Raw genomic sequence first — 19,856 nt, forward strand, 5'->3', positions numbered from 1 at the left:
GCCAGGATGGGGACGATGAACGAAGAGGAAGCCGTCAGCCGCGTCGAGGAGTGGCTGACGGACCGAGGCGGGGAGGGCACCGGCGCGTTGCGGGTCCGCCGCGACTACGTCGTGCGCGCGACCGACGGCTGGAACGTCACGTACAACACCGTCGGCTGGCTCGACGGCACCGATCCCGGCGCGGGCCTGTTCCCCAGCCCGGTCGCCTTCGTCCCGGACGACGGCGGAGAGATCCGCCTCGACCTGGAGCTGATGGCCGTTTCGGCGGCAGGTGACGACCCGGACGCGTTCACCCGGTGGGCGGAGGTCGTCGATCCCGAGTTCGATCCGGCCGCGGTCCCCGGCTTGCCCGTGCCGAAGGCGGCGATCCTGCGCTGGGAGCAGCACACGCTCCTCGGTGAGCCGACCGGCGCGGTCCGCGCGAACCCCGACCACCGGCCGGGGCCGCGGTTCGCCGGCCGCCCGGCACCGGAAAGCCCGGTCGAGACGCTTCTCGGCTATCTCCGCGTCGAGTGGATCACGCCGGAGGAGTTCGTCCACTGGATGCTCGACCTCGAAGTGCTGGCCCCGGCGAAGGACGGCCACCTTCAGGTCCGCGACTTCGGTGACGCGGGCGTGCGCTTCGTCGTGTACACCTCCGAGGCCCAGGTCCCGTCCGAGTACACGGTGTGGCAGCGGATCCAGCCCCGCGTGCTCCTGCGCCGGGGCAAGGACAACCCCGGCGTCGGTCTGCTGGTCAACCCCGGGCGTCCGGAGACGTTCAACGTCTACCCGGAGACGCTGCGGCAGGTCGCCGACCTCGAACTCCCGGCCGGTACCGAGCGCCCCGAGTCCGTCGGGCGTCCCGCCTACTTCAGCGGGGAGTACGACACTCCGGCCGTCGCGAACCTGCGGAGCCTCGTCGACCAGGCGCGGGACAACGGCTACCCGCTGAGCAGCGAAGAGCTCACCCTCTTCACGCAGGCCTCGACGCTGTCGTTCGAGCGCTCGCGGGCGAAGTACGACGGCCGCCCGCTGCCCGAACTGCCCGAAGACCTGTTCGCGAACGGGCTGGTCACGCACTTTTACGACGACGGTGAGCCGCGTCCGAGCGCCTGGACGTTCGGGAAGTTCTACGACCCGACGCTCCCTGTCGGCAGCTTCGCCTACCCGAGGCTTCTCGGCGCGTACGTCGGCTTCGCGCTCGGAGACGCACTCGGCTCGGGCGCCGATCCTGCCGACGGCCTGCCGCTCGGCGGCCTGACCCGGCAGCTGCTGTTCCACACCGAATCGGTGATCCGCGGCCTGGACCCGACGCCGAACAAGCCCGAGATCCCGGCTTCGCTGCCCGCGGGCGGACGGCCGGACGGCTGGGTCGCCAAGGCCACCGCGGCCGCCGGACCGGCACCCGCCGAGTTCTCGGCCATGCTGGCGACCGCGCTCGCCGCGACGGTGACCGGTGGCGTGCAGGGGCCCGCCGACAGCACCTTCTACGCGATGAAGGTGGTCCGCGAACTGGTCGGTTCCGCGGCCGGTCACGAGGTCGTCCACGGCGCCGAACTGCTGGTGAACGTGTTCCGCGCCCAGCTCGCGGCCCAGAACGGCGAACCGGCGGTCGCGAACTTCCTCGAAGGCTTCGACGAGTACAGCGGCGAGGTCGGCGAGCTGGTCAAGACCGTGCTCGACCTCCGCAACGACATCGGCGGAGACGACATCGAGCAGTTCGACAGCATCGGCGACGGCCGGACGCCGCTTTCGGTGCTCGGACGGGCCCTGTTCGCCGCCGCCAAGCGCGGGTACGACCCCGAAGCGGCGCTGGCGCTGGCCGCTCGCGGCGGCTCGGTGACGGCCGCGCTGACCGGGGCGATGGTGGGCGCGAGGCTCACCGTGCCCGGCCTGCCGGAGGCCTGGCTCGCCGCGTACCCCGGCCTCGGCGTCATCGACAATCTGGCGGGCGACGCCTATTACTACTTCAACCGCTTCGGCCTGCCCCGCGAGCCCGAAGAGCGGCGGCGCTGGGAAGCGAAGCGGTATCCACGAGGAGATCAGTAGAGCAATGCGCGAGTGGCTTCAACATCCGGCGACCAGGTCGCGGCTGCGCGGCAGCCTGTTCGCCGGGGCGATCGGCGACGCGCTCGGCGCGAAGACCGAGTTCGACTCGATCGACCGCATCCGCGAGATCGCCGGCCCCGCCGGGATCACCGACCTCATCCCCGCGTACGGCGGCGTCGGGCGGATCACCGACGACACCCAGATGACGCTCTTCACCCTCGAAGGCCTGATCAGGGCCCACCACGGGACCGTGCCCGTCGAGCAGTCGCTCCAGCTGGCCTACCAGCGCTGGCTGCACACCCAGGGCGTCTCGTGGGAGCGGGCCCGCGGCCCGCAGGACACGAGCGCGGAACCCGACGGCTGGCTGATCACGAACCGCGAGCTGTTCAGCCGCCGCGCGCCCGGGCTCACCTGCTTCAGCGAGCTGGAGGCGTACGGCAGGACGGGTGTGCGCGCCGGCATGGACAAACCGGTGAACAACTCGAAGGGCTGCGGCGGGATCATGCGCGCGGCCCCGGTCGCGCTGTGGTCGGACGACCTCGCCGAGGTGTTCCGGCTCGGCGCCGAGAGCGCGGCGCTGACCCACGGTCACCCGAGCGGGTATCTCTCGTCGGGTGCCTTCGCCGTGATCGTGCGCGAGCTGCTGCTCGGGAAACCACTGCTCGACGCCGTCGCGACCGCCCGTGCCGAGCTGGAGAAGTACCAGGGTCACGAGGAGCAGAGCGTCGCACTCGACCAGGCACTCGCCCTGTCGCGGGAAGGCGCCCCGACGCCGGAGAAGCTCGAAACCCTCGGCCAGGGGAACATCGGCGAAACCGCGCTTTCGATGTCGGTCTACGTCGCGCTGACCACCACGGACGCGAACGCCGCGCTGCTCGCGTCGGTGAACCACAGCGGCGACAGCGACTCGACCGGGTCGATCTGCGGAAACCTCGTCGGCGCGATGTACGGCGAGGAAGCGCTCAACACGGACTGGCTCGCGAAGCTGGAACTGGCCGAGGTCATCGGCGGGCTGGCGGACGACGCGCTCGCGGAGTTCGGCGGGAGTGCACCGGGTGACGACCGGTGGTACGCCCGCTATCCGGCCCACTAGATTTACCTCCGGTTTGGGGTATTTGGGGAGGGGACACATAGTGCGTTACCGGGTTCAAGCGGCGGAGCGGCCGGATGGCCTGTACGCCGTCTGGGGGGACACCGTCTTCGCGGCCCAGCGGTCGACCGAAGACGGCACGCTGCTGCTCATCGCGCCGCCGGGGGAAGCGGCGCCCGAGGGCTTCGACCGCGACTGGAACGGCCGTCCGGCCAGGGTCGTGCTGAACGGCGAGGCGGGAGCGACCTTCAGCCTCCAGTCGTACGGCCGGTTCGACGACGAGCACTTCCAGATCGCGCCGAGCACCGGCGGCGGCGACCTGACGTTGCGCTGGGCCGGCGAGGACGCGGCCCGCGCGGCCGAACTGGGCCTGACGGACTTCTCGACCACGGCCGCGCCGGCGCGGCTGACGGCCTTGTGGCAGACCAGGCACGACTTCGTCGAGACACCGGAAGCCCGGCTTCAGCCGGGTACGGGCGATCAGGGCGCGCTGCTGCGCGCCATCGGCCGGACGCTGCTGCGGGTGCTGCCGCCGGGCTGGCAGCGGGTCGGCGCCCAGTTCCGGCAGGTCGGTGACTACTCCGAACTCGAGGTCCGCTCGGTCGGCGACGAGGGCAACGGCCCGGTGTCGGTGTCGATCGCGGCGCCGCCGGAGCTCGGCTCGCTGTTCGCACGGCTGCGCGCGGCGATGCACCAGCCCGAGACCGGCACCTGGTTCCAGGGCACGTTCACGCTCGACTCGGAGTCGCACTTCGACTTCGACTTCGATGCCGACCAGGAACCGACGTGGCGGCTCGCGCCGAACGAAGGCGGGAAGCCGTCTCCGCGCGCGTACGCGACCGAGCTCGCGATCTTCCCGCGCGACCAGAAGCACGTCCCGGCCTGGCTTTCGGCCAAGGCGGGCCTGCCGCTCGACATCGTGTTCCGGCACGCGCAGGTCGTCGACGCGCACAACGAGGGCGAACGACCGGTGGTCAACCGGCCGCCGGTGCCGCCGGACATGATGCGCGGCGTCCTCGACTACCTCTTCCGCTCGCCGGTGGCGCTGACCCGGCCGGGCCCGCAGCCCGACATCTTCACCCCGAACGGCCCGCCGGACGTGCCGAACGCCTTCCACACCGACGGCGTCTGGATCTGGCCCGCGGCCGTCCCGCACTACCTGCGGAAGTACGGGGTGCCGCCGGAGCCCGAGCTGGTCGAGCACATCCGGGCCGCCGGTTTCCGGCCGCCGCTGATCGGCGAGCTGGTGCGGGCGACCGCCGAGGCGGAGATCGTCGGCAAGCCCCGGCCGCCGCAGACCGCCGCGGACCTGCCGGACGAAAGCGCCCGCACCCGGGTCGAACGCGACGGCGAACCGTCCCGCGACATCCGGGCCGTCGAGGTGCTGGACGTCCTGTACCAGCGGCTGGCCGAGCACGGCGTGGCGCCGACGTCCTACCGGATCGGCGCGAACGCGGTACCGGAGCCGGGGCTCTGGACCTTGCGCCGCACCGAAAGCGGCTGGGAGGTGTCCCGTCCGCCGACCGACGAGCCGGTGGCGTTCGCCAAACTCGAAGAGGCGGCGCGGTTCTTCCTCGGCACCCTGCTGCTGTACCCGGCACGGGCCGCGGCGGGCGCGAGCGAGGAGGCCGACAACCCGGCCGACTGGCCGATCCTTCCGCTGCGGGGCGAGCCGCCGCTGAACTTCTTCCGGCGCAAGCGGATCGTCGTCCTCCCGGCGGGCACCACGGTGCAGCGGTTCGGGAACGAGACCGGCAACCTCGTGCACGCCGAATCGGCGCGGTTCATCGAGACGTCGCTCGCCGCCGACCGCGAACGGGAGCGCCGTCTCTACCGCGTCCTGCGGCCGCTGCGCGTGGTCACCGGCATCACCGCGCCGTGGAACGGGACGCCGGGCGGGGCCGTGGCCTACGTGCTGCCGCGGCCGATCGCCCAGCATCTCGAAACCGGCGCGCTCTCCCGCGTCCAGTAGTCAGAAGGCCTTCGCGACCAGCTCGTAGGACCGGGCCCGCGCGGCCGCGTCGTACACCGGTGCCGTCAGCATCAGCTCGTCGGCACCGGTGGCCGCGGCGAGGTCCTTCAGCGACCGCACCACCTTCTCCGGTCCGCCGTGCGCCTGCGCGGCGGTGAACTGCGCGATCAGCTCCTTCGACTCCGGCGTGAATTCGTGCGCGGCGGCCTGCTCCCTGGTCGGGAAGGCGAGGTCGCCGCCCTCGCCGTTGAGCAGGTACGACTTGAGCACAGCGCACGGCCCGGCGACGTAGGCCGCTTCGGCGTCCGTGTCCGCGCAGATGGTCTCGACGCAGAGGATCACGTACGGCTCTTCGCGCCATCGGGACGGCTTGAAGTTCTCGCGATACGCCTGCAGCACCTCGGCCGTGTTCTGCGGCCGGATGTGGTGCGCGACCGCGATCGGCAGGCCGAGCTCCGCGGCGAGACGGGCACCGGCCGCACTCGAGCACAACAGCCACGGCTCCGGCGTCGGCACCTCGCCGGGCAGCACCCGGATCCCGGTCTCCCCGGCCAGATGACTCAGCAACTCGGCGACGTCGGCGCGGTATTCGTCGTCCGTCGCCGGATCCGCGCCCCGCCGCAGCGCGCGGACGATCTTCTCGTCGAAGGTGCCGGGACCACGCCCGACGCCGAGGTCGATCCGGCCGGGGTGCAGCGCCGAAAGCGTCGCGAACTGCTCGGCGACCGCCAGCGGGGCGTGGTTCGGCGCCATCACCCCGCCGGAGCCGACCCGGATCGACGACGTCACCGCCGCCAGATGCGCGGCCAGCACCGGCGGCGAAGCCGTGGCGATGGCCGGCGAGCCGTGGTGCTCCGCGATCCAGACGCGGTGATACCCCAGTTCCTCCAGTTTCGTGGTGACGGTGGCTGTCGACGCGAGTACTTCGGTGGCCGCGCGGCCGTCCTCGACGATGGCGAGTTCGAGCGCGGAAAGCGGGATCCCCATGCCCCCAACGTAGCCAAACTCAGGACGCGGTGATCAGCACCGCGGGCGACCACCAGTAGTCCGCGAGCGGCTCGATCCGGATGCCGGTGAAGCCCGCTTCCTTCAGCTGCGAAGCCCAATCGGTGGCAGGCTGTTCCCAGTTCGTCCGGCCCGTCCCGGGTTCGACGAGGCCGAGCAGGACCGGCAGCAGGAACCCCTGCGCCACCAGCGACGCGTCCTTGCCGTACTCCGCGATCCCGCGTTCGTAGCGCGTGACCAGGGAAAGCAGGTACTCGGCGGAGTCTTCGTCGTACTCGGGCACGTCGAACTCGGCCAGCACCAGACAGGAGGTGCGGGGCCGGAGCGCCCGCAGGACCTCGGTGCGTTCCCCGGTCGGGATCGACTGGAGCGCGAAGGTGGACTGCGTCAGCTGCCACTGCTGGTCGTCGTCGCGGTCGAGGAACTCCTGCGCGGTGGCCTCCCAGGTGTGCAGGCCGCGGGTGCCGTCGAGGTGCTTGCGGGTTTCCGCGAGCAGCGCGCTCGACGGTTCGACGAGATCGATCCGGCCCGGCTGCCGGTCCGCCTGTTCGAGGGCCGGGACGACGGCGAGGCCGTCTCCGCAGCCGAGGTCGAGCAGCGAACCGACGGTGCCGTAGCGCCGGGCGAGCATGGCGCTGAGCTGCCGGTAGAGCTTGACGTTCCCGCCCCCGCGGATGAACGCCGTGAACGCGGCGGGCCGGTCGTAGACGGCACCACCGCCGCCCTCGGTCAGGTATCGGTGCAGTTCGATGCCGAGCGTGGATCCGGCCCGCTCGGCGAGGTCCGCTGCCTTGGCCCGGTCACCGTCGCGGTACGCGGTGAGCGCTGCGGCCAGGACGTCCGTTTTCTTCATGTTCTCCTGTTTACCGTCAGAAAGGCACCCAAAGGGTGACTCTGGTGCCATTGCCCGGAGCCGACTCCACCCGCGCGGTCCCGCCGACCTCGTTCAGGCGGGCGGTGATGGACTCGCTGATCCCGAAACCGGCGGGCCGGGTGTCGAGGCTGAACCCGGCGCCGTGATCGCGTGTGATCACCGCGACGCCGCCTTCCTGCTCCTCGACCCGCACCACGACCTTGTCCGTCCCGGCGTGCTTGAGCGTGTTGCGCAGCGACTCGCGGACGGCGTCGCGGATGGCGATCTGCCGCACCTCGGAAAGCGTGTCGTCGTCGAGCTCGGCGATCACGAGCTGGGCGCGCAGCCCGTCCCGCGCCATCTCCGCGGCCAGCGACGCGAGCTTCTCGCCCAGCGGCCGCGACCCGGCCTCCGAGCGTTCCGAAGCCTCGTTCTCGATCGTCCGCCGCAACTCCATCGACTGCGCCCGCGCCAGCCGTTGCACCTCGGCGAGCCGCGCGGCCGGATCGCCCTTGTTGGCCAGCGCGATCGCTTCGAGGGTCTGCAGCACGGAGTCGTGCAGCATCCGGTGCTGGCGGGCGCGTTCGGCGATCCGGCCGTTGCGGATGCCGTACGCGAGGGCGAGCCGGGTGCCGAGCCCGATCAGGACGAGGGCGCCGCTCGCGGTGAAAAGCACACCGAGGATCGCCGGGAAACCGGCCATGGCGTCGCCGGGCGCGGCGTGACCGGTGCCGAACACCGACGCCAGCATCCGCACCGGGAAGCTGACGACGGCGAGCGCCGCGGCGGCGGGCATGCCCAGCGCCAGCGCCAGCAGCGCGACCTCGCCGAGCAGGTGCTTGCCGGGCACCGCCATCGCCTCGGTGAAGACCGAAGCCGGCACCAGCGCGCCGACGGCCAGCGGCGCGAGCAGGGTGAACACGAGGTCGATCGCGAGCAGCCGGGCGGCGTGTTGCGGACGGAACGGCGCCGAGCGCAGCATCCACCGGATCCCGTACAGCGAGAGGCCGACCGAGCCGAGCGCCACCAGCCCAACCGGGCCGATCCCGATCATGCCGTGCGTGGAGACGTAGACGCCGAACGCGCCGGGGACCGCGAAAAGCCGGTAGACCAGCGGGACGAGGGCGACGTAGCGGGCGGCCCTGAGCAGCAAGTTGTCGCGATGAGCCGTGTCGATGGGGCCGGACATGTGCTGGATCCGCCGCAGCGCGCGCATCGGTGTCGGGTCGCCGACCTCGTCCGACAGCTCGCTCGTCGCCGTCGCCAGCGCGGGCGCGCCACGGCGCAGCAAAGTCACCAGGAAACTGGGCGGCCGCTTCGCCATGGATTTTCCCCCTGCCCGGAGCACCGGCAGGAGTATCTCCGGTTACGCCGTGTGGATCCAGAGACCAACGGGGTTTATCTCAGCCTATGCCGTTCTCGGCGGCCCACTTCTTCAATTCGGCCACCGCCTCGTCGTGCTCCAGCGGGCCGCGGTCGAGCCGCAGTTCCTTCAGGTGCTTCCATGCCTTGCCGACGTCCGGCCCCGGCTTGAGGTCGAGGATCCGCATGATCTCCTCGCCGTTGAGGTCCGGCCGGACCCGGTCGAGGTCCTCCTGGGCCTGGATCGCCGCGATCCGCCGCTCGAGGTCGTCGTAGGTCGCCTGCAGCGCGGCCGCCTTCTTGCGGTTTCGCGTGGTGCAATCGGCGCGCACGAGCTTGTGCAGCCGGGGCAGCAGGTCACCGGCATCGGTGACGTAGCGCCGCACCGCCGAATCCGTCCATTCGCCCTTGCCGTAGCCGTGGAACCGCAGGTGCAGGAACACGAGCTGGCTGACGTCCTGGACGATCTCCTTCGAGAACTTCAGCGCCCGCAAACGCTTGCGCGCCATCTTCGCGCCGACGACCTCGTGATGGTGGAAGCTCACGCCGCCGCCGGGCTGGAACTCGCGCGTCGCGGGCTTGCCGATGTCGTGCAGGAGCGCCGCGAGCCGCAGGATCAGATCCGGTTCGGAGGTCGGTTCGTGCGACTTCTCCAGGTCGATCGCCTGCGCGAGCACGGTCAGCGAGTGCTGGTAGACGTCCTTGTGCTGGTGGTGCTCGTCGATCGCCAGCCGCATCCCCGGCACCTCGGGGAGCACGCGATCGGCGAGCCGGGTGTCCACCAGCAGCTCGATCCCGGGCCGGGGGTCGTCCGCGAGCAGCAGCTTCGACAGCTCGGCCTGGACGCGCTCGGCGGTGATCCGGTCGATCTCCTCGGCCATCGACGACATCGCGTCGACCACGCGCGGCGCCGCGGTGAACCCGAGCTGCGCGGAGAACCGCGCGGCCCGCAGCATGCGCAGCGGGTCGTCGGCGAAGGACTCCTGCGGGGTCGCGGGTGTGTCGAGCACCTTGTCCTGCAGCGCCTGGAGCCCGTCGTGCGGGTCGACGAAGGTCTTGTTCGCCAGGTCGATCGCCATCGCGTTGACCGTGAAGTCGCGGCGGAGCAGGTCGCCCTCGATGCTGTCGCCGAAGGTGACCTCGGGGTTGCGGCCGACGCGGTCGTAGCTGTCGGCGCGGAACGTGGTGATCTCCAGGGTCATGCCCTGTTTGGTCACGCCGACGGTGCCGAACGCGATGCCGACGTCCCACACCGCGTCGCCCCAGGCGCTGACGATCTTGAGCACCTGGTCCGGCCGGGCGTCGGTGGTGAAGTCGAGGTCGCTCGACAGCCTCCGGAGCATCATGTCGCGGACGCTGCCGCCGACCAGGTACAGGCTGTGCCCCGCCTTCGCGAAGAGCTTCGCGAGCTCGTCCGCCAGCGGGGAGATGCGCATCAGCTCCGTCACAGCGTTCTGCATCGCAGTGCTCTTCCCCGCAATCGCCTGCCCGGCGACCACCTTGTTCACGACAATCCCACCACGATTTGGATGTACTACTACGGCCCGGCCCAACACGGGCACGGTGAGCCAGCGTACCCGTACCGCCGTTTGCTCTAGCATCGCAGCATGTCTGGATCAGCCGGCCGCTCCGGCGCTTCGAAGCCGGGCCGCCGGCGGAGGCGCAGGCGGGGGCGGCGGCTGACCACGGTCGACGAAACCTCGGCCGGCGGACTCGTCGTCGACGCCGAACGGGCGAACGCCGCGCTGATCGGGCGGCTCGACCGGCACGGCAGACTGCTGTGGTCGCTGCCCAAGGGCCACATCGAGGACGGTGAGACGCATGCGCAGACGGCGGTGCGCGAGGTGAAGGAGGAGACCGGCATCTCGGCGCGCGTCCTGCAGCCCCTCGGCACCATCGACTACTGGTTCGTGGCCGAGCGACGGCGCGTGCACAAGACGGTGCACCATTTCATCCTGGAATCCACCGGCGGCGAACTTTCGGACGAGGATGTCGAGGTGACCGAGGTCGCCTGGGTGCCGCTCGCCGACCTGGAGACCAAACTCGCCTACTCCGACGAGCGCAAGCTGGTCCGGAAGGCCAAAGAACTCTTCGCGCAGCAACAGCACACCGCCGAGGGAGCACCTGAGTGAAGCGGCTTGCCGCCACTGTCCTGTCGATCCTGTTCCTGGCCCTGGCCGCCTCGCCCGTCGCGGTCGCGCAGGCACAGGAACAGCCCCGGCTGCGCGTGGACCTCGACCAGCCGAACCCCCGCGTGATCACCACGACCTCGGCTTCGCTCACGGTGAGCGGCCGCGTCACGAACATCGGCGACCGGCGGATCAGCAAACTGGGCGTCCGGCTGCAACTGGGCACCAGGCTGCAGAACGAACAGCAGATCGGCGACGTCCTCGCCGGTGACAAGTTCAAGGATCTCGCGGCGACCGAGTTCGTCGACCTCGAACCGGAAGAACTGGAGCCGGGGCAGAGCGCCGCGCTGAACCTCTCCGTCCCGCTCGGCCAGTCGTCGAAGCTGCAGTTCCCGAAGCCCGGCGTGTACCCGCTGCTGGTCAACGTCAACGGCACCCCGGATTTCGGCGGCCCCGAACGGCTGGCGGCGGTCACCCTGCTGATGCCGGTGCTCGGCCTCCCCGGCAAGGCTCCCGCGGCGCGGCCCACGTCGGCGCCGTCCACGAGCCTGCTGTGGCCGATCGCGAACAGCACCGTGCACGTCGTCTCGTCCCCGCTCGGCGGCCCGCTGACCCTGGCGGACGAGCGGCTCGCCGGTGAACTGGCCGCCGGCGGACGGCTCGACTCGCTGGTCGAGGCGGCGCGAGCGGCCGAGGCCGACACGAAGGTCTCGTCGTCGTTGTGCCTGGCGATCGACCCCGACCTGGTCGCGACCGTCGACGGGATGAGCCGCGGCTACCAGGTCGCGGGAGGCGCCCCCGGCAAGGGCGTCGAGACCGCGAAGAACTGGCTCGGCAGGCTGAAGGCGCTGGTCGCGGGCCGGTGCGTGGTCACCCTCCCGTTCGCCGACGCCGATCTCACCGCGCTGACGAAGGTCCGCGCGGGCGACGCCACCGACACCGCGCTCATGGCGAGCGCGCTGGGCGGTGCCGGGACGATCAAGAACCTGCTCGGCATCCAGCCGCAGGACGGCGTGCTCTGGCCCGGCGGCTCCCTCGACTCGCAGACCGTCGAAGCGATCGGCAAAGCCGGCGTCAAGACCGTGCTGACCGATTCGGGCAAGCTCCAGTCCGGCTCGCCGCTTTCGGGCGGGGTGTCGATCGAGGGCACGGATCTGCGCGCTCAGCCGATCGACGCGCTGATCTCGTCCGCGCTGAACGGCTCGGGCTCCACGCAGAACGGGCTCGGCGCCATCGCCTTCCGGGCGGGCCTCGGCGGGCAGCCCGAGGGACCGGCGCGCTCGCGGCTGCTGATCGCGCCGCCGCGGCACTGGGCCGCGACCGGCATGGAACTCACCACGTTCCTGGAGCGGATGGGCGACTTCTACACCGCCGGCCTGATCAAGGCGGCGCCGTTGCCCGAACTGCTCGGCGACAGCCCGTCCGGGACGGCGTCGGTCAACTACGACCCGCAGGATCTGACGGTCGCGACCAGCGGTGAGGTCACCGCGAAGATGTCGCAGATCGACAACGAGACGCTGGGCCTGTCGTCGGCGATGACGATGGATGCCACCAAACGAGTGAATCCGGCCGACGTGATCGCCCCGGTCCGGTTCGCCCTCATCCGGGCCGCGTCGACCTCGTGGCGTGGCGCGGACGCCTCCATCGTCACCGGCAACGCGCGCGGCGACCTCGAAGCGATCCGCAGTCAGGTCACCGTGGAGCGGCCGAAGCAGACGATCGCGCTGGCCTCCGGCGCGTCACCCCTGCCCGCGTACATCACCAACGGCCTTCCGGTCGGCATCAACGTCCGCACCGTGCTCAAGAACAACGTGGGCCTGCGCCCCACCGAAGCGGTCCCGGAGCGCACCGTCCCGGCGAACGGCGCCATCAACCAGCTGCTGCCGGTCGAGGCGCTGCGAGCCGGCCGGTTCAGCGTCGACGTGGCGCTGACCACGCCCGACGGCACCCCGCTCGGTTCCGACGCGCGGTTCGAGCTGACCTCCACGGAGTACGGCGCGATCACCATCATCATCACCATCACCGCGGCGGGTGCGCTGCTGCTCCTGTCGTCCCGGCGGATCTACCGGAGGATCAAGGACTCGCGGGCCGATCGGACGAACGAAACCGCCCCACGTGTGACCGAGGACGCACAGGTTTAAGTGTTTCCGGCCGTTCCCGATTACCCTGGGTCGAACGATGCCGCCGGGCATCACGTAGTCGAGCACCGAGGATTGGGCGCACGTTGGAAAGAGAGCCGGGTGTACCGCCCGAGCGTGCAGGCCGTCCCCGGCGCGAAGGTACTCCGCCGCCGCCCCGTCGCACCGAAGGGCAGCCACGCCGTCCGGAGCGTCGCCAGCCGCCCCCGCAGCAGCCTCCGCCCGAACGCGGTGAGCGGCCGCGGCGGGCCGTGCCGCCGCCTCCCCAGCAGCCCCCGCCGGACGGCCGCCGCCAGCGGGTGGCCGGTCGTCCCGACGACGAAACGCGACGGCTGAGGCCGCCCCAGAACCCTCCGCCGCCACCGCGGAAAATGCCCCCTGGGCAGGGGACGCCGCCTCCTCCTACCCGTCGTCAGCCGGTGCCGCCTCCGCAGGGACCCCCGCTGCCGCAGCCGTCGCAGAACCAGGCACCGCGCCGTCCGACGGCTCCTCAGGCCCTCAACCAGACACCGCCCCCGCCGCATCGCGGGCGCCGCCAGCCGCCACCGGTCCGCCCGTGGCAGGTCGACCGGCGCGACGAAGCCGACGCGACGCGGTTCATCCCGCGCACCCCCGGCGTCCCGATGGGCTCGCGCTGGCCGGTCGCCGACCCCGACGTCCTCCGCCCGTACGACCAGCTCGCGACGCAGGTCATGCCGGCGATCAAGGACGCGCCGCTGGTCAAACCGCGTCCAGGGGACACCGGCGAACAAGATGTCGCCGCCCCGGCGAAGGCGCCGTCGATCGCGAAGTCGAGCGGCCGGATGGCGATCGCTTCGCTCATCAGCCGCATCACCGGCTTCGCGTGGAAGCTGCTGCTGGTGGCGGCCATCGGCGCCCAGGTGGAGAACGACTCGTTCAACGTCGCCAACACCATGCCGAACATCATCTTCGAACTGCTGATGGGCGGTGTGCTGTCCAGCCTGGTGGTCCCGCTGCTCGTGCGGTCGCAGGACGACAAGGACGGCGGCGAGGCCTATACCCAGCGGCTGGTCACCGTGGCGGGCACGCTGCTCGTCGTCGGGACGACGATCGCCGTGTTCGCGGCACCGCTGATCACCAAGCTCTACGTCGACGACAAGGGCCAGGCGAACCCCGAGCTGGTCACCGCGTTCGCGTACCTGCTGCTGCCGCAGATCTTCTTCTACGGCGTGTTCGCGCTGCTCTCGGCGGTGCTGAACGCGAAGAACATCTTCGGCCCGACGGCGTGGGCGCCGGTGATCAACAACCTCGTCGTGATCTTCACGATCCTCGTCGTGTGGATCATGCCCGGGAACATCTCCACCGATCCGGTGTCGATCACCGACCCGAAGCTGCTGACCCTGGGCATCGGCGTGACCTCGGGCATCGTGGCGCAGTCGGTGCTGCTGATCCCGCCGCTGCTGCGGTCCGGGTTCAAGTTCAAATGGCGCTGGGGCATCGACAAGCGCATGAAGGAGTTCGGCGGGCTCGCGCTGTGGACCGTCGGCTACGTCGCGGTCAGCCAGGTCGGCTACACGATCACCACCCGCGTGCTGACCAGCGGTTCGCAGGGCGGTGTGACCGCGTACAGCAACGCGTGGCTGCTCTTCCAGCTGCCGTACGGCGTCATCGGGGTGTCGCTGCTGACCGCGATCATGCCGCGGATGAGCCGCGCGGCCGCCGACGGCGACCACAAGAAGCTGATCGGCGACCTCTCCTACGCGTCGCGGATCTCGACGGTGATGCTCGTGCCGATCTCCGCGGTGATGACCGTGGTGGGCGGTTCGGTCGGTATCGCCCTGTTCACCCTGGGCAAGGGCACCGTCGAGGACGCCTCGCGCATGGGCGAGGCGCTGGCCATCTCCGCGTTCGCGCTGCTGCCGTACGCGCTGGTCATGCTCCAGATGCGGGTGTTCTACGCGATGAAGGACGCACGGACGCCGGTGCTGATCATGATCGTGATGACCGTGGTCAAGGTGCCGCTGCTGTACCTGTGCCCGGCGCTGCTCTCGCCGGACAACATCGTGCTCGGCGTGATGATGGTCAACGGCCTCACCTTCGTCGTCGGCGCGATCCTCGGCCAGGTTTGGCTGTGGGTGACCCTCGGAAACCTCCGGAGCAAGCGAGTGCTCGGGGTGATCCTCTTCACGGTCGTCGCGAGTGTGCTCGGGGTCGGCGCGGCGTGGCTCGCCGGACAGATCGTGCCTGACTCGTTCGGGCCTACTTTCCATGCCTGGGTGAAACTTCTCCTGCAGACGGTGGTCGGGATCGCGGTGTCGTTCGGCGTGCTCATCGCCTTGAAGGTCGAGGAATTGAAGCCCGCCACGGCGAGGATCACCCGGTTGATCAAGCGCGGATAACGATTCACGTACGGATGGCGCGCGTTCACGGGTCGTATTCTGGGTACCCTCGGGGCGGGAGCTACGCGGGAGAGTGCGGTGGATACGAGACGGAGCGAACAGGCAGGGGAGGCGAGCCAGGTGGGCATCCGGGCCCAAGGCGGGTCGCTGGCCCCTGGCCGGGTCGTCGGTGACGGCCGGTATCGCCTGCTCGCACAGTTCGGGGTGGACGAGCGGGCGGCCGCGCATCTTTGGCGCGCCCGCGACGGGCAGCTGAAGCGGGATGTCGCGCTGACGCTGCTGGTCGGCGACCCCGCGGACGCGGAAGCCGCCCGGCTCGCGCGCCGGACGCTGGAGCGTGCGGCGCACGCCTCGAAGTTCGGCCACGGCGGGGTCGCGCGCGTCCTCGACGTGCTCAGTCTCGGCAGCGGCGTCACCTCGAGCGAAGGTCTGCTCGGTGTCGTCGTGGCGGAATGGACCAAGGGCAGCGACCTGGTCGACCTCGTGGCGCAGCGCCCGGTGGCGCCGGCCGCGGCGGCCCGGATGGTGCAAGCGCTGGCGGAAGCCGTCGACCACGCCCACCAGAACGGTCTCGTCCTCGGCCTCGACCACCCGCAGCGTCTGCGGCTCACCCCGGACGGCGCGCTGAAGCTCGCCTTCCCGGGCCCGTTGCCCGAAGCGACCCTTCGTGACGACGTCAAAGCCCTCGGCGCCGTCCTGTACCTGCTGCTGACCGGCCGTTGGGCACTTCCCGGCGGTCCGGCCGCGATCCCGGCGGCGCCGCACGCGCCCACCGGCCGCGTCATCCCGCCGCGTTCGCTGGTCCCGACGGTGCCCGTCGAGCTGTCCTCGCTCGCCGTCCGCACCATCGAGGACGGCGGCCACGGCGGCATCCGCACCAGCGCGGCGATCCTGCGCGTGCTGGACCAGGTCGCCGAAGCCGAAGAACGCACCCAGCTGATCAAGGCCGTCGGCGAGGAAGAGGCCGTCGCCGAATCGGACGGCACGGTCTGGACGACGAAGAAGCCGGTCAAGGACGTCGCGCGGCGCAAGAAGCTGGCGTTCGGCGTGACCGTGCTGGTCGTCGCGACCGTGGTCATCCTCGCCTGGGGCGGGATGATGCTGATCAACCTGTTCCAGGGCGAATCGAAGTCGAGCGGCCCGAAGATCAACGTCGCCGCGTCGTCCTCACAGGTCGCGCCGCCCCCGGGCGAACAGCCGCCGCCCGCGCAGAAGCCGCCGGCACCCGCCGTGGGCGCCGCGGTGAAGCCGTCGGCCGTGGCCGTCTACAACCCGGGCAGCAAGGGCGACAGCCCCGGCAAGGCCAGGAACGCCACCGACGGCGACTCGGTCACTTCGTGGAAGACCGACCAGTACGACAAGCAGTTCCCCGTGCTCAAAGACGGCGTCGGGCTGGTCGTGACCTTCAAGGACCCGATCAACCTCAGCCAGGTCAAGATCGACGCGGCGAGCGCCGGTTCGAAGGTCGAGATCCGCTCCGCCGACAAGAAGAACCCGAAACTCGACGAGACGAAGGTCGTCGGGAGCGGGGACCTCGCGGCGGGCGAGTCGACCATCGCTTTGCAGCAGCCCCAGCAGGGTCAGTACTTCATCATCTGGATCACTCAGCTGGGTGAAGATGACGGAGGAAAGTTCGTCACCGAACTCAAAGAGCTGACCTTCCTGCCTGCGGGGTGACGTCAGACACCGGGTCAGTAGGCTCTCCCGGGTGACAGCTGCAGCTCCCACGGACGCGGATCTCATAGCGGCGCATGCCGCTGGGGATCCGCACGCGTTCAGTGAACTGGTCCAGCGACATCGAGACCGCATGTGGGCGGTGGCCCTGCGCACCTTGCGGGATCCGGAAGAAGCCGCGGACGCCCTGCAGGACGCCTTCATCTCCGCGTTCCGAGCAGCGGGCAACTTCAGAGCGGAATCGCAGGTCACGACGTGGTTGCACCGTATCGTCGTGAACGCGTGCCTCGACCGCATCCGGCGGGGCAAGGCCAGACCGACCGTCCCGCTGCCCGAGACCGGGCAGTTCAACGAGCCCGCCTCGCCGCGCGACTCGATGTCCGAGCGCGAGACGAGCCTGGTCGTCAAGGAAGCCCTCGACCAGCTCCCCGAAGAGCAACGTGCCCCGATCGTGTTGGTCGACGTCGAGGGATACTCCGTCGCCGAGACGGCGAAGATGCTCGGCATCGCCGAGGGCACGGTCAAGAGCCGGTGTGCCCGAGGTCGCGGAAAGCTCGCGAAGGTTCTCGGACATCTACGGAACCCCGATGCTATTGCGAACGTCCCAACTCACGAAAGCAAACGAGAGCGCGCTACCCCGCAACGGGGTGCCAGGCGTCCTCAGGGCACGCCGGGTGACGGGGAGGGACGATGACAGACGAGAGCAGGGGGATCGGTGGGACCGTCGGTCCGCCGTGGTCTGTCGATGTGCTCGCCGACCTGCACGCAGGTGTGCTGGACGAGCGTGAGGCGGCCGAACTCTGGCCGTTGGTGAACGCCGACCCCGAAGCACTGGCGATCATCGAAGCACTGGAAGCGACCACGGCCGACCTCGCGGAACTCGCGAACGAGCCGGTCGCTCCGATGCCTGCCGAGTACGCGGCACGGATCGACGCCGCACTGGCCGCCGAAATGCGGGCGACGCCTGCGTTTCAAGGCGCACCTGAAAGGCGGCAGGAGCAGGTCGCCCCGGTGGTGGACCTCGCGGCCGCACGGCGGCGGCGGAACAAACGGATCGGCTGGGGCGCCGGGATAGCGACGGTGGCCGCGGCGGCCATCGCCGCCGTGGCGATCGTCGTCCCGACCACCCGGGAGCCGGATTCGGGCGGAATCGCCCAGCCCGCGCCTTCGGCTCCTTCCGGCCCTTCGGTCGGCGGAGACGGCGGAGGGGCCGAAGCCCTCGTCGGCAAGGCGATCGGCGTCCGCGACTTCGGCTCGCTGAAGACCGAAGAGCGCCTAGACGCCTGCGTTGCCGCTGCCGGCATGGACGCCGACGTGCGGCCGGAGGGCATCCGGCCGGTGAACGTGGCGGGCAAGGACGGCGTGATGGTGATCTATACCACAGGCAAACTCGCCCAGTTCCGTATCGTCGCCTTCGGTGCCGACTGCGGCCCGGGCAACCCGTCGGTCCTCTTCGACAAAATCATCGGAGCGAAGTAACCAGCCGAAACCTCATTGGTCCCCCGCTCCCCACCAGCCCCATTTCCGGGGGAGCGGGGGACCTTTGCTACCACGCTAGTTTTCCTAGCGGCGCTAGAGGTCAGATCTCCGCCGTGGCGCAAGGCGGGAGAAAGTAGCGCCGGTCACCACGGGAACACCGGCCCTTACGATCGTGTTGAGCCTGGTGAACAGGTCACTACGAGCGGAGGTCACGGGTGGCTGCCGAGGAGATCAGGAACCTGATCATTGTGGGATCGGGTCCTGCGGGATACACCGCCGCTGTCTACGCGGCACGAGCGCAGCTCGAACCGCTGGTGTTCGAGGGCACTCAGTTCGGCGGTGCGCTGATGACGACGACGGAGGTCGAGAACTTCCCCGGCTTCCGCGAAGGCATCCAGGGTCCCGACCTCATGGAAGAGATGCGTGAGCAGGCGAAGCGTTTCGGCGCCGACCTGCGCCAGGAGGACGTCGAGTCCGTCGAGCTGACCGGTGACGTCAAGTACGTCGTCGCGAACGGCAAGCGCTACGCGGCCCGCGCGGTCGTGCTCTCGATGGGCGCCGCCGCCCGCTATCTGAACGTGCCCGGCGAGCAGGAGCTGCTCGGCCGCGGTGTTTCGGCCTGCGCCACCTGCGACGGCTTCTTCTTCCGCGACCACGACATCGTGGTCGCGGGCGGCGGCGACTCCGCGATGGAGGAGGCGACCTTCCTGACGAAGTTCGCCAAGTCCGTCACGATCGTCCACCGCCGCGAGGAGTTCCGCGCCTCCAAGATCATGCTGGAGCGCGCCCGCGAGAACGAGAAGATCAAGTGGGCGCTCAACAAGCAGATCACCGCGGTCGAGGGCGACGGCAAGGTCGAGGGCCTGACGCTCAAGGACACGGTGACCGGCGAGGAGTCCAAGCTGGACGTGACCGGGTTCTTCGTGGCGATCGGGCACGACCCGCGCAGCGAACTGGTGCGCGGTCAGGTGGACCTCGACGAGGACGGCTACGTGCTCACCCAGGGCCGGACCTCGTACACGAACCTCCCCGGCGTCTTCGCGGCCGGCGACCTGGTCGACCGCACGTACCGGCAGGCGATCACCGCCGCGGGCTCGGGCTGCGCGGCCGCCATCGATGCAGAACGATGGCTGGCGGAGCACGCCGGGGTCGAGGCCGCCCAGGAGACGCCCGAGCTGGTCGGCGGCGGCTACGGCGCCACCACCGACTGACTTTTTCCCAGCCCGTTCACCACCCCGAAGGAGACACCATGGCCAACACCGTGACGGTGACCGACAAGACGTTCGTCGACGACGTGCTGACGAGCGAGAAGCCCGTCCTGGTCGACTTCTGGGCGACCTGGTGCGGCCCGTGCAAGATGGTCGCCCCGGTGCTCGAGGAGATCGCGGCGGAGAACGGCGAGAAGCTGACCATCGCGAAGCTCGACATCGATGCGAACCCGAACACTGCGCGTGACTACCAGGTGATGTCGATCCCGACGCTGATCCTGTTCCAGGGCGGCAAGCCGGTGAAGCAGATCGTCGGCGCCAAGCCGAAGGCCGCGTTGCTCTCGGACCTCGCCGACGTCCTCTGATCTCGCGTTTCACCTGCCGAAACCCGGGGCCTGCCCAGGCTCCGGGTTTCGTCGTTCGCCGGAATGGGTAAAACTCCCTGTTACGGGAACGCCTGGACGAGTTCCACGAACGGCGACTTGACGCACCGACCGGGCCTCCGCGCTCACCGAGAGTTCACAGGGCACAATAGAGCACCGGGGTTCGCCCCGC

General features: G+C 70.2%; 16 protein-coding genes. 12 read left to right on the top strand and 4 right to left on the bottom strand.

Annotation, left to right across the window (positions count from 1 at the left end):
* The first annotated feature begins 15 nt into the window (after positions 1-15).
* From AORI_RS81500 to AORI_RS81510, 3 genes are read left to right on the top strand one after another with little or no spacing between them, the layout of a single operon-like run.
* On the top strand, positions 16-2,031 hold the full coding sequence (locus AORI_RS81500) for a YrhB domain-containing protein (RefSeq protein ID WP_016338335.1): 2,016 nt from the start codon (positions 16-18) through the stop codon (positions 2,029-2,031).
* A 4-nt stretch (positions 2,032-2,035) separates the two neighbouring features.
* Positions 2,036-3,124 carry an ADP-ribosylglycohydrolase family protein gene (locus AORI_RS81505; RefSeq protein ID WP_016338336.1) on the top strand — a complete coding sequence of 363 codons (1,089 nt, stop codon included), beginning with the start codon at positions 2,036-2,038 and terminating at the stop codon, positions 3,122-3,124.
* 40 nt (positions 3,125-3,164) lie between these two features.
* Positions 3,165-5,093, top strand: a complete 1,929-nt coding sequence (locus AORI_RS81510; RefSeq protein WP_016338337.1) for a TNT domain-containing protein — start codon at positions 3,165-3,167, stop codon at positions 5,091-5,093.
* Here the strand turns inward: AORI_RS81510 and AORI_RS81515 are convergent, their stop codons facing one another.
* The 4 genes from AORI_RS81515 to AORI_RS81530 all read right to left on the bottom strand — a co-directional run bounded on the left by AORI_RS81515 (position 5,094) and on the right by AORI_RS81530 (position 9,773).
* Positions 5,094-6,080: an LLM class flavin-dependent oxidoreductase gene (locus tag AORI_RS81515; RefSeq protein ID WP_016338338.1), complete on the bottom strand. Its 987-nt coding sequence runs from the start codon at positions 6,078-6,080 to the stop codon at positions 5,094-5,096.
* 19 nt (positions 6,081-6,099) lie between these two features.
* Positions 6,100-6,951 (bottom strand): class I SAM-dependent methyltransferase, encoded by an 852-nt coding sequence (locus AORI_RS81520; RefSeq protein ID WP_016338339.1) that lies wholly within the window; start codon positions 6,949-6,951, stop codon positions 6,100-6,102.
* 16 nt (positions 6,952-6,967) lie between these two features.
* Positions 6,968-8,275, bottom strand: coding sequence for a sensor histidine kinase (locus tag AORI_RS81525; protein ID WP_016338340.1), 1,308 nt, complete (start codon positions 8,273-8,275; stop codon positions 6,968-6,970).
* A 79-nt stretch (positions 8,276-8,354) separates the two neighbouring features.
* The gene (locus AORI_RS81530; protein ID WP_016338341.1) at positions 8,355-9,773 is read right to left on the bottom strand and encodes a CCA tRNA nucleotidyltransferase; all 1,419 of its coding nucleotides are present in this window, start codon (positions 9,771-9,773) and stop codon (positions 8,355-8,357) included.
* A 147-nt stretch (positions 9,774-9,920) separates the two neighbouring features.
* On the opposite strand from AORI_RS81530, the gene AORI_RS81535 reads away from it, so the two are divergent.
* The 9 genes from AORI_RS81535 to trxA all read left to right on the top strand — a co-directional run bounded on the left by AORI_RS81535 (position 9,921) and on the right by trxA (position 19,666).
* Entirely contained in the window at positions 9,921-10,445 is a 525-nt protein-coding gene (locus AORI_RS81535) for an NUDIX hydrolase (RefSeq protein WP_016338342.1), read from the top strand.
* Entirely contained in the window at positions 10,442-12,583 is a 2,142-nt protein-coding gene (locus AORI_RS81540; RefSeq protein ID WP_016338343.1) for a DUF6049 family protein, read from the top strand. Before AORI_RS81535 ends, AORI_RS81540 begins: the two co-directional genes overlap by 4 nt.
* Positions 12,584-12,682: 99 nt before the next feature.
* Positions 12,683-12,916, top strand: a complete 234-nt coding sequence (locus tag AORI_RS81545; protein WP_043848479.1) for a hypothetical protein — start codon at positions 12,683-12,685, stop codon at positions 12,914-12,916.
* A gap of 83 nt (positions 12,917-12,999) precedes the next feature.
* Positions 13,000-14,940 (top strand): murein biosynthesis integral membrane protein MurJ, encoded by a 1,941-nt coding sequence (gene murJ / locus AORI_RS81550; protein ID WP_016338344.1) that lies wholly within the window; start codon positions 13,000-13,002, stop codon positions 14,938-14,940.
* A 120-nt stretch (positions 14,941-15,060) separates the two neighbouring features.
* Positions 15,061-16,617: a protein kinase family protein gene (locus AORI_RS81555; RefSeq protein ID WP_016338345.1), complete on the top strand. Its 1,557-nt coding sequence runs from the start codon at positions 15,061-15,063 to the stop codon at positions 16,615-16,617.
* Positions 16,618-16,648: 31 nt separating this feature from the next.
* On the top strand, positions 16,649-17,308 hold the full coding sequence (gene sigM, locus AORI_RS81560) for an RNA polymerase sigma factor SigM (RefSeq protein WP_037333997.1): 660 nt from the start codon (positions 16,649-16,651) through the stop codon (positions 17,306-17,308).
* The gene (locus tag AORI_RS81565; RefSeq protein WP_016338347.1) at positions 17,305-18,093 is read left to right on the top strand and encodes a hypothetical protein; all 789 of its coding nucleotides are present in this window, start codon (positions 17,305-17,307) and stop codon (positions 18,091-18,093) included. Before sigM ends, AORI_RS81565 begins: the two co-directional genes overlap by 4 nt.
* A gap of 215 nt (positions 18,094-18,308) precedes the next feature.
* Positions 18,309-19,304 (top strand): thioredoxin-disulfide reductase, encoded by a 996-nt coding sequence (trxB, locus tag AORI_RS81570; protein ID WP_016338348.1) that lies wholly within the window; start codon positions 18,309-18,311, stop codon positions 19,302-19,304.
* Positions 19,305-19,342: 38 nt separating this feature from the next.
* Complete coding sequence (gene trxA / locus AORI_RS81575) at positions 19,343-19,666, top strand: thioredoxin (RefSeq protein ID WP_007032253.1); 324 nt, start codon at positions 19,343-19,345, stop codon at positions 19,664-19,666.
* Positions 19,667-19,856: the final 190 nt, after the last annotated feature.

The sequence above is a fragment of the Amycolatopsis keratiniphila genome (assembly GCF_000400635.2).
GTDB classification, from domain to species: Bacteria; Actinomycetota; Actinomycetes; order Mycobacteriales; family Pseudonocardiaceae; genus Amycolatopsis; species Amycolatopsis keratiniphila.

Bases quoted from the DNA above. Each gene is read 5' to 3' on its own strand.
- AORI_RS81500 (WP_016338335.1), top strand. From the start codon at position 16: ATGAACGAAGAGGAAGCCGTCAGCCGCGTCGAGGAGTGGCTGACGGAC.
- AORI_RS81505 (WP_016338336.1), top strand. From the start codon at position 2,036: ATGCGCGAGTGGCTTCAACATCCGGCGACCAGGTCGCGGCTGCGCGGC.
- AORI_RS81515 (WP_016338338.1), bottom strand. From the start codon at position 6,080: ATGGGGATCCCGCTTTCCGCGCTCGAACTCGCCATCGTCGAGGACGGC.
- AORI_RS81520 (WP_016338339.1), bottom strand. From the start codon at position 6,951: ATGAAGAAAACGGACGTCCTGGCCGCAGCGCTCACCGCGTACCGCGAC.
- AORI_RS81525 (WP_016338340.1), bottom strand. From the start codon at position 8,275: ATGGCGAAGCGGCCGCCCAGTTTCCTGGTGACTTTGCTGCGCCGTGGC.
- AORI_RS81530 (WP_016338341.1), bottom strand. From the start codon at position 9,773: ATGCAGAACGCTGTGACGGAGCTGATGCGCATCTCCCCGCTGGCGGAC.
- AORI_RS81535 (WP_016338342.1), top strand. From the start codon at position 9,921: ATGTCTGGATCAGCCGGCCGCTCCGGCGCTTCGAAGCCGGGCCGCCGG.
- AORI_RS81565 (WP_016338347.1), top strand. From the start codon at position 17,305: ATGACAGACGAGAGCAGGGGGATCGGTGGGACCGTCGGTCCGCCGTGG.
- trxA (WP_007032253.1), top strand. From the start codon at position 19,343: ATGGCCAACACCGTGACGGTGACCGACAAGACGTTCGTCGACGACGTG.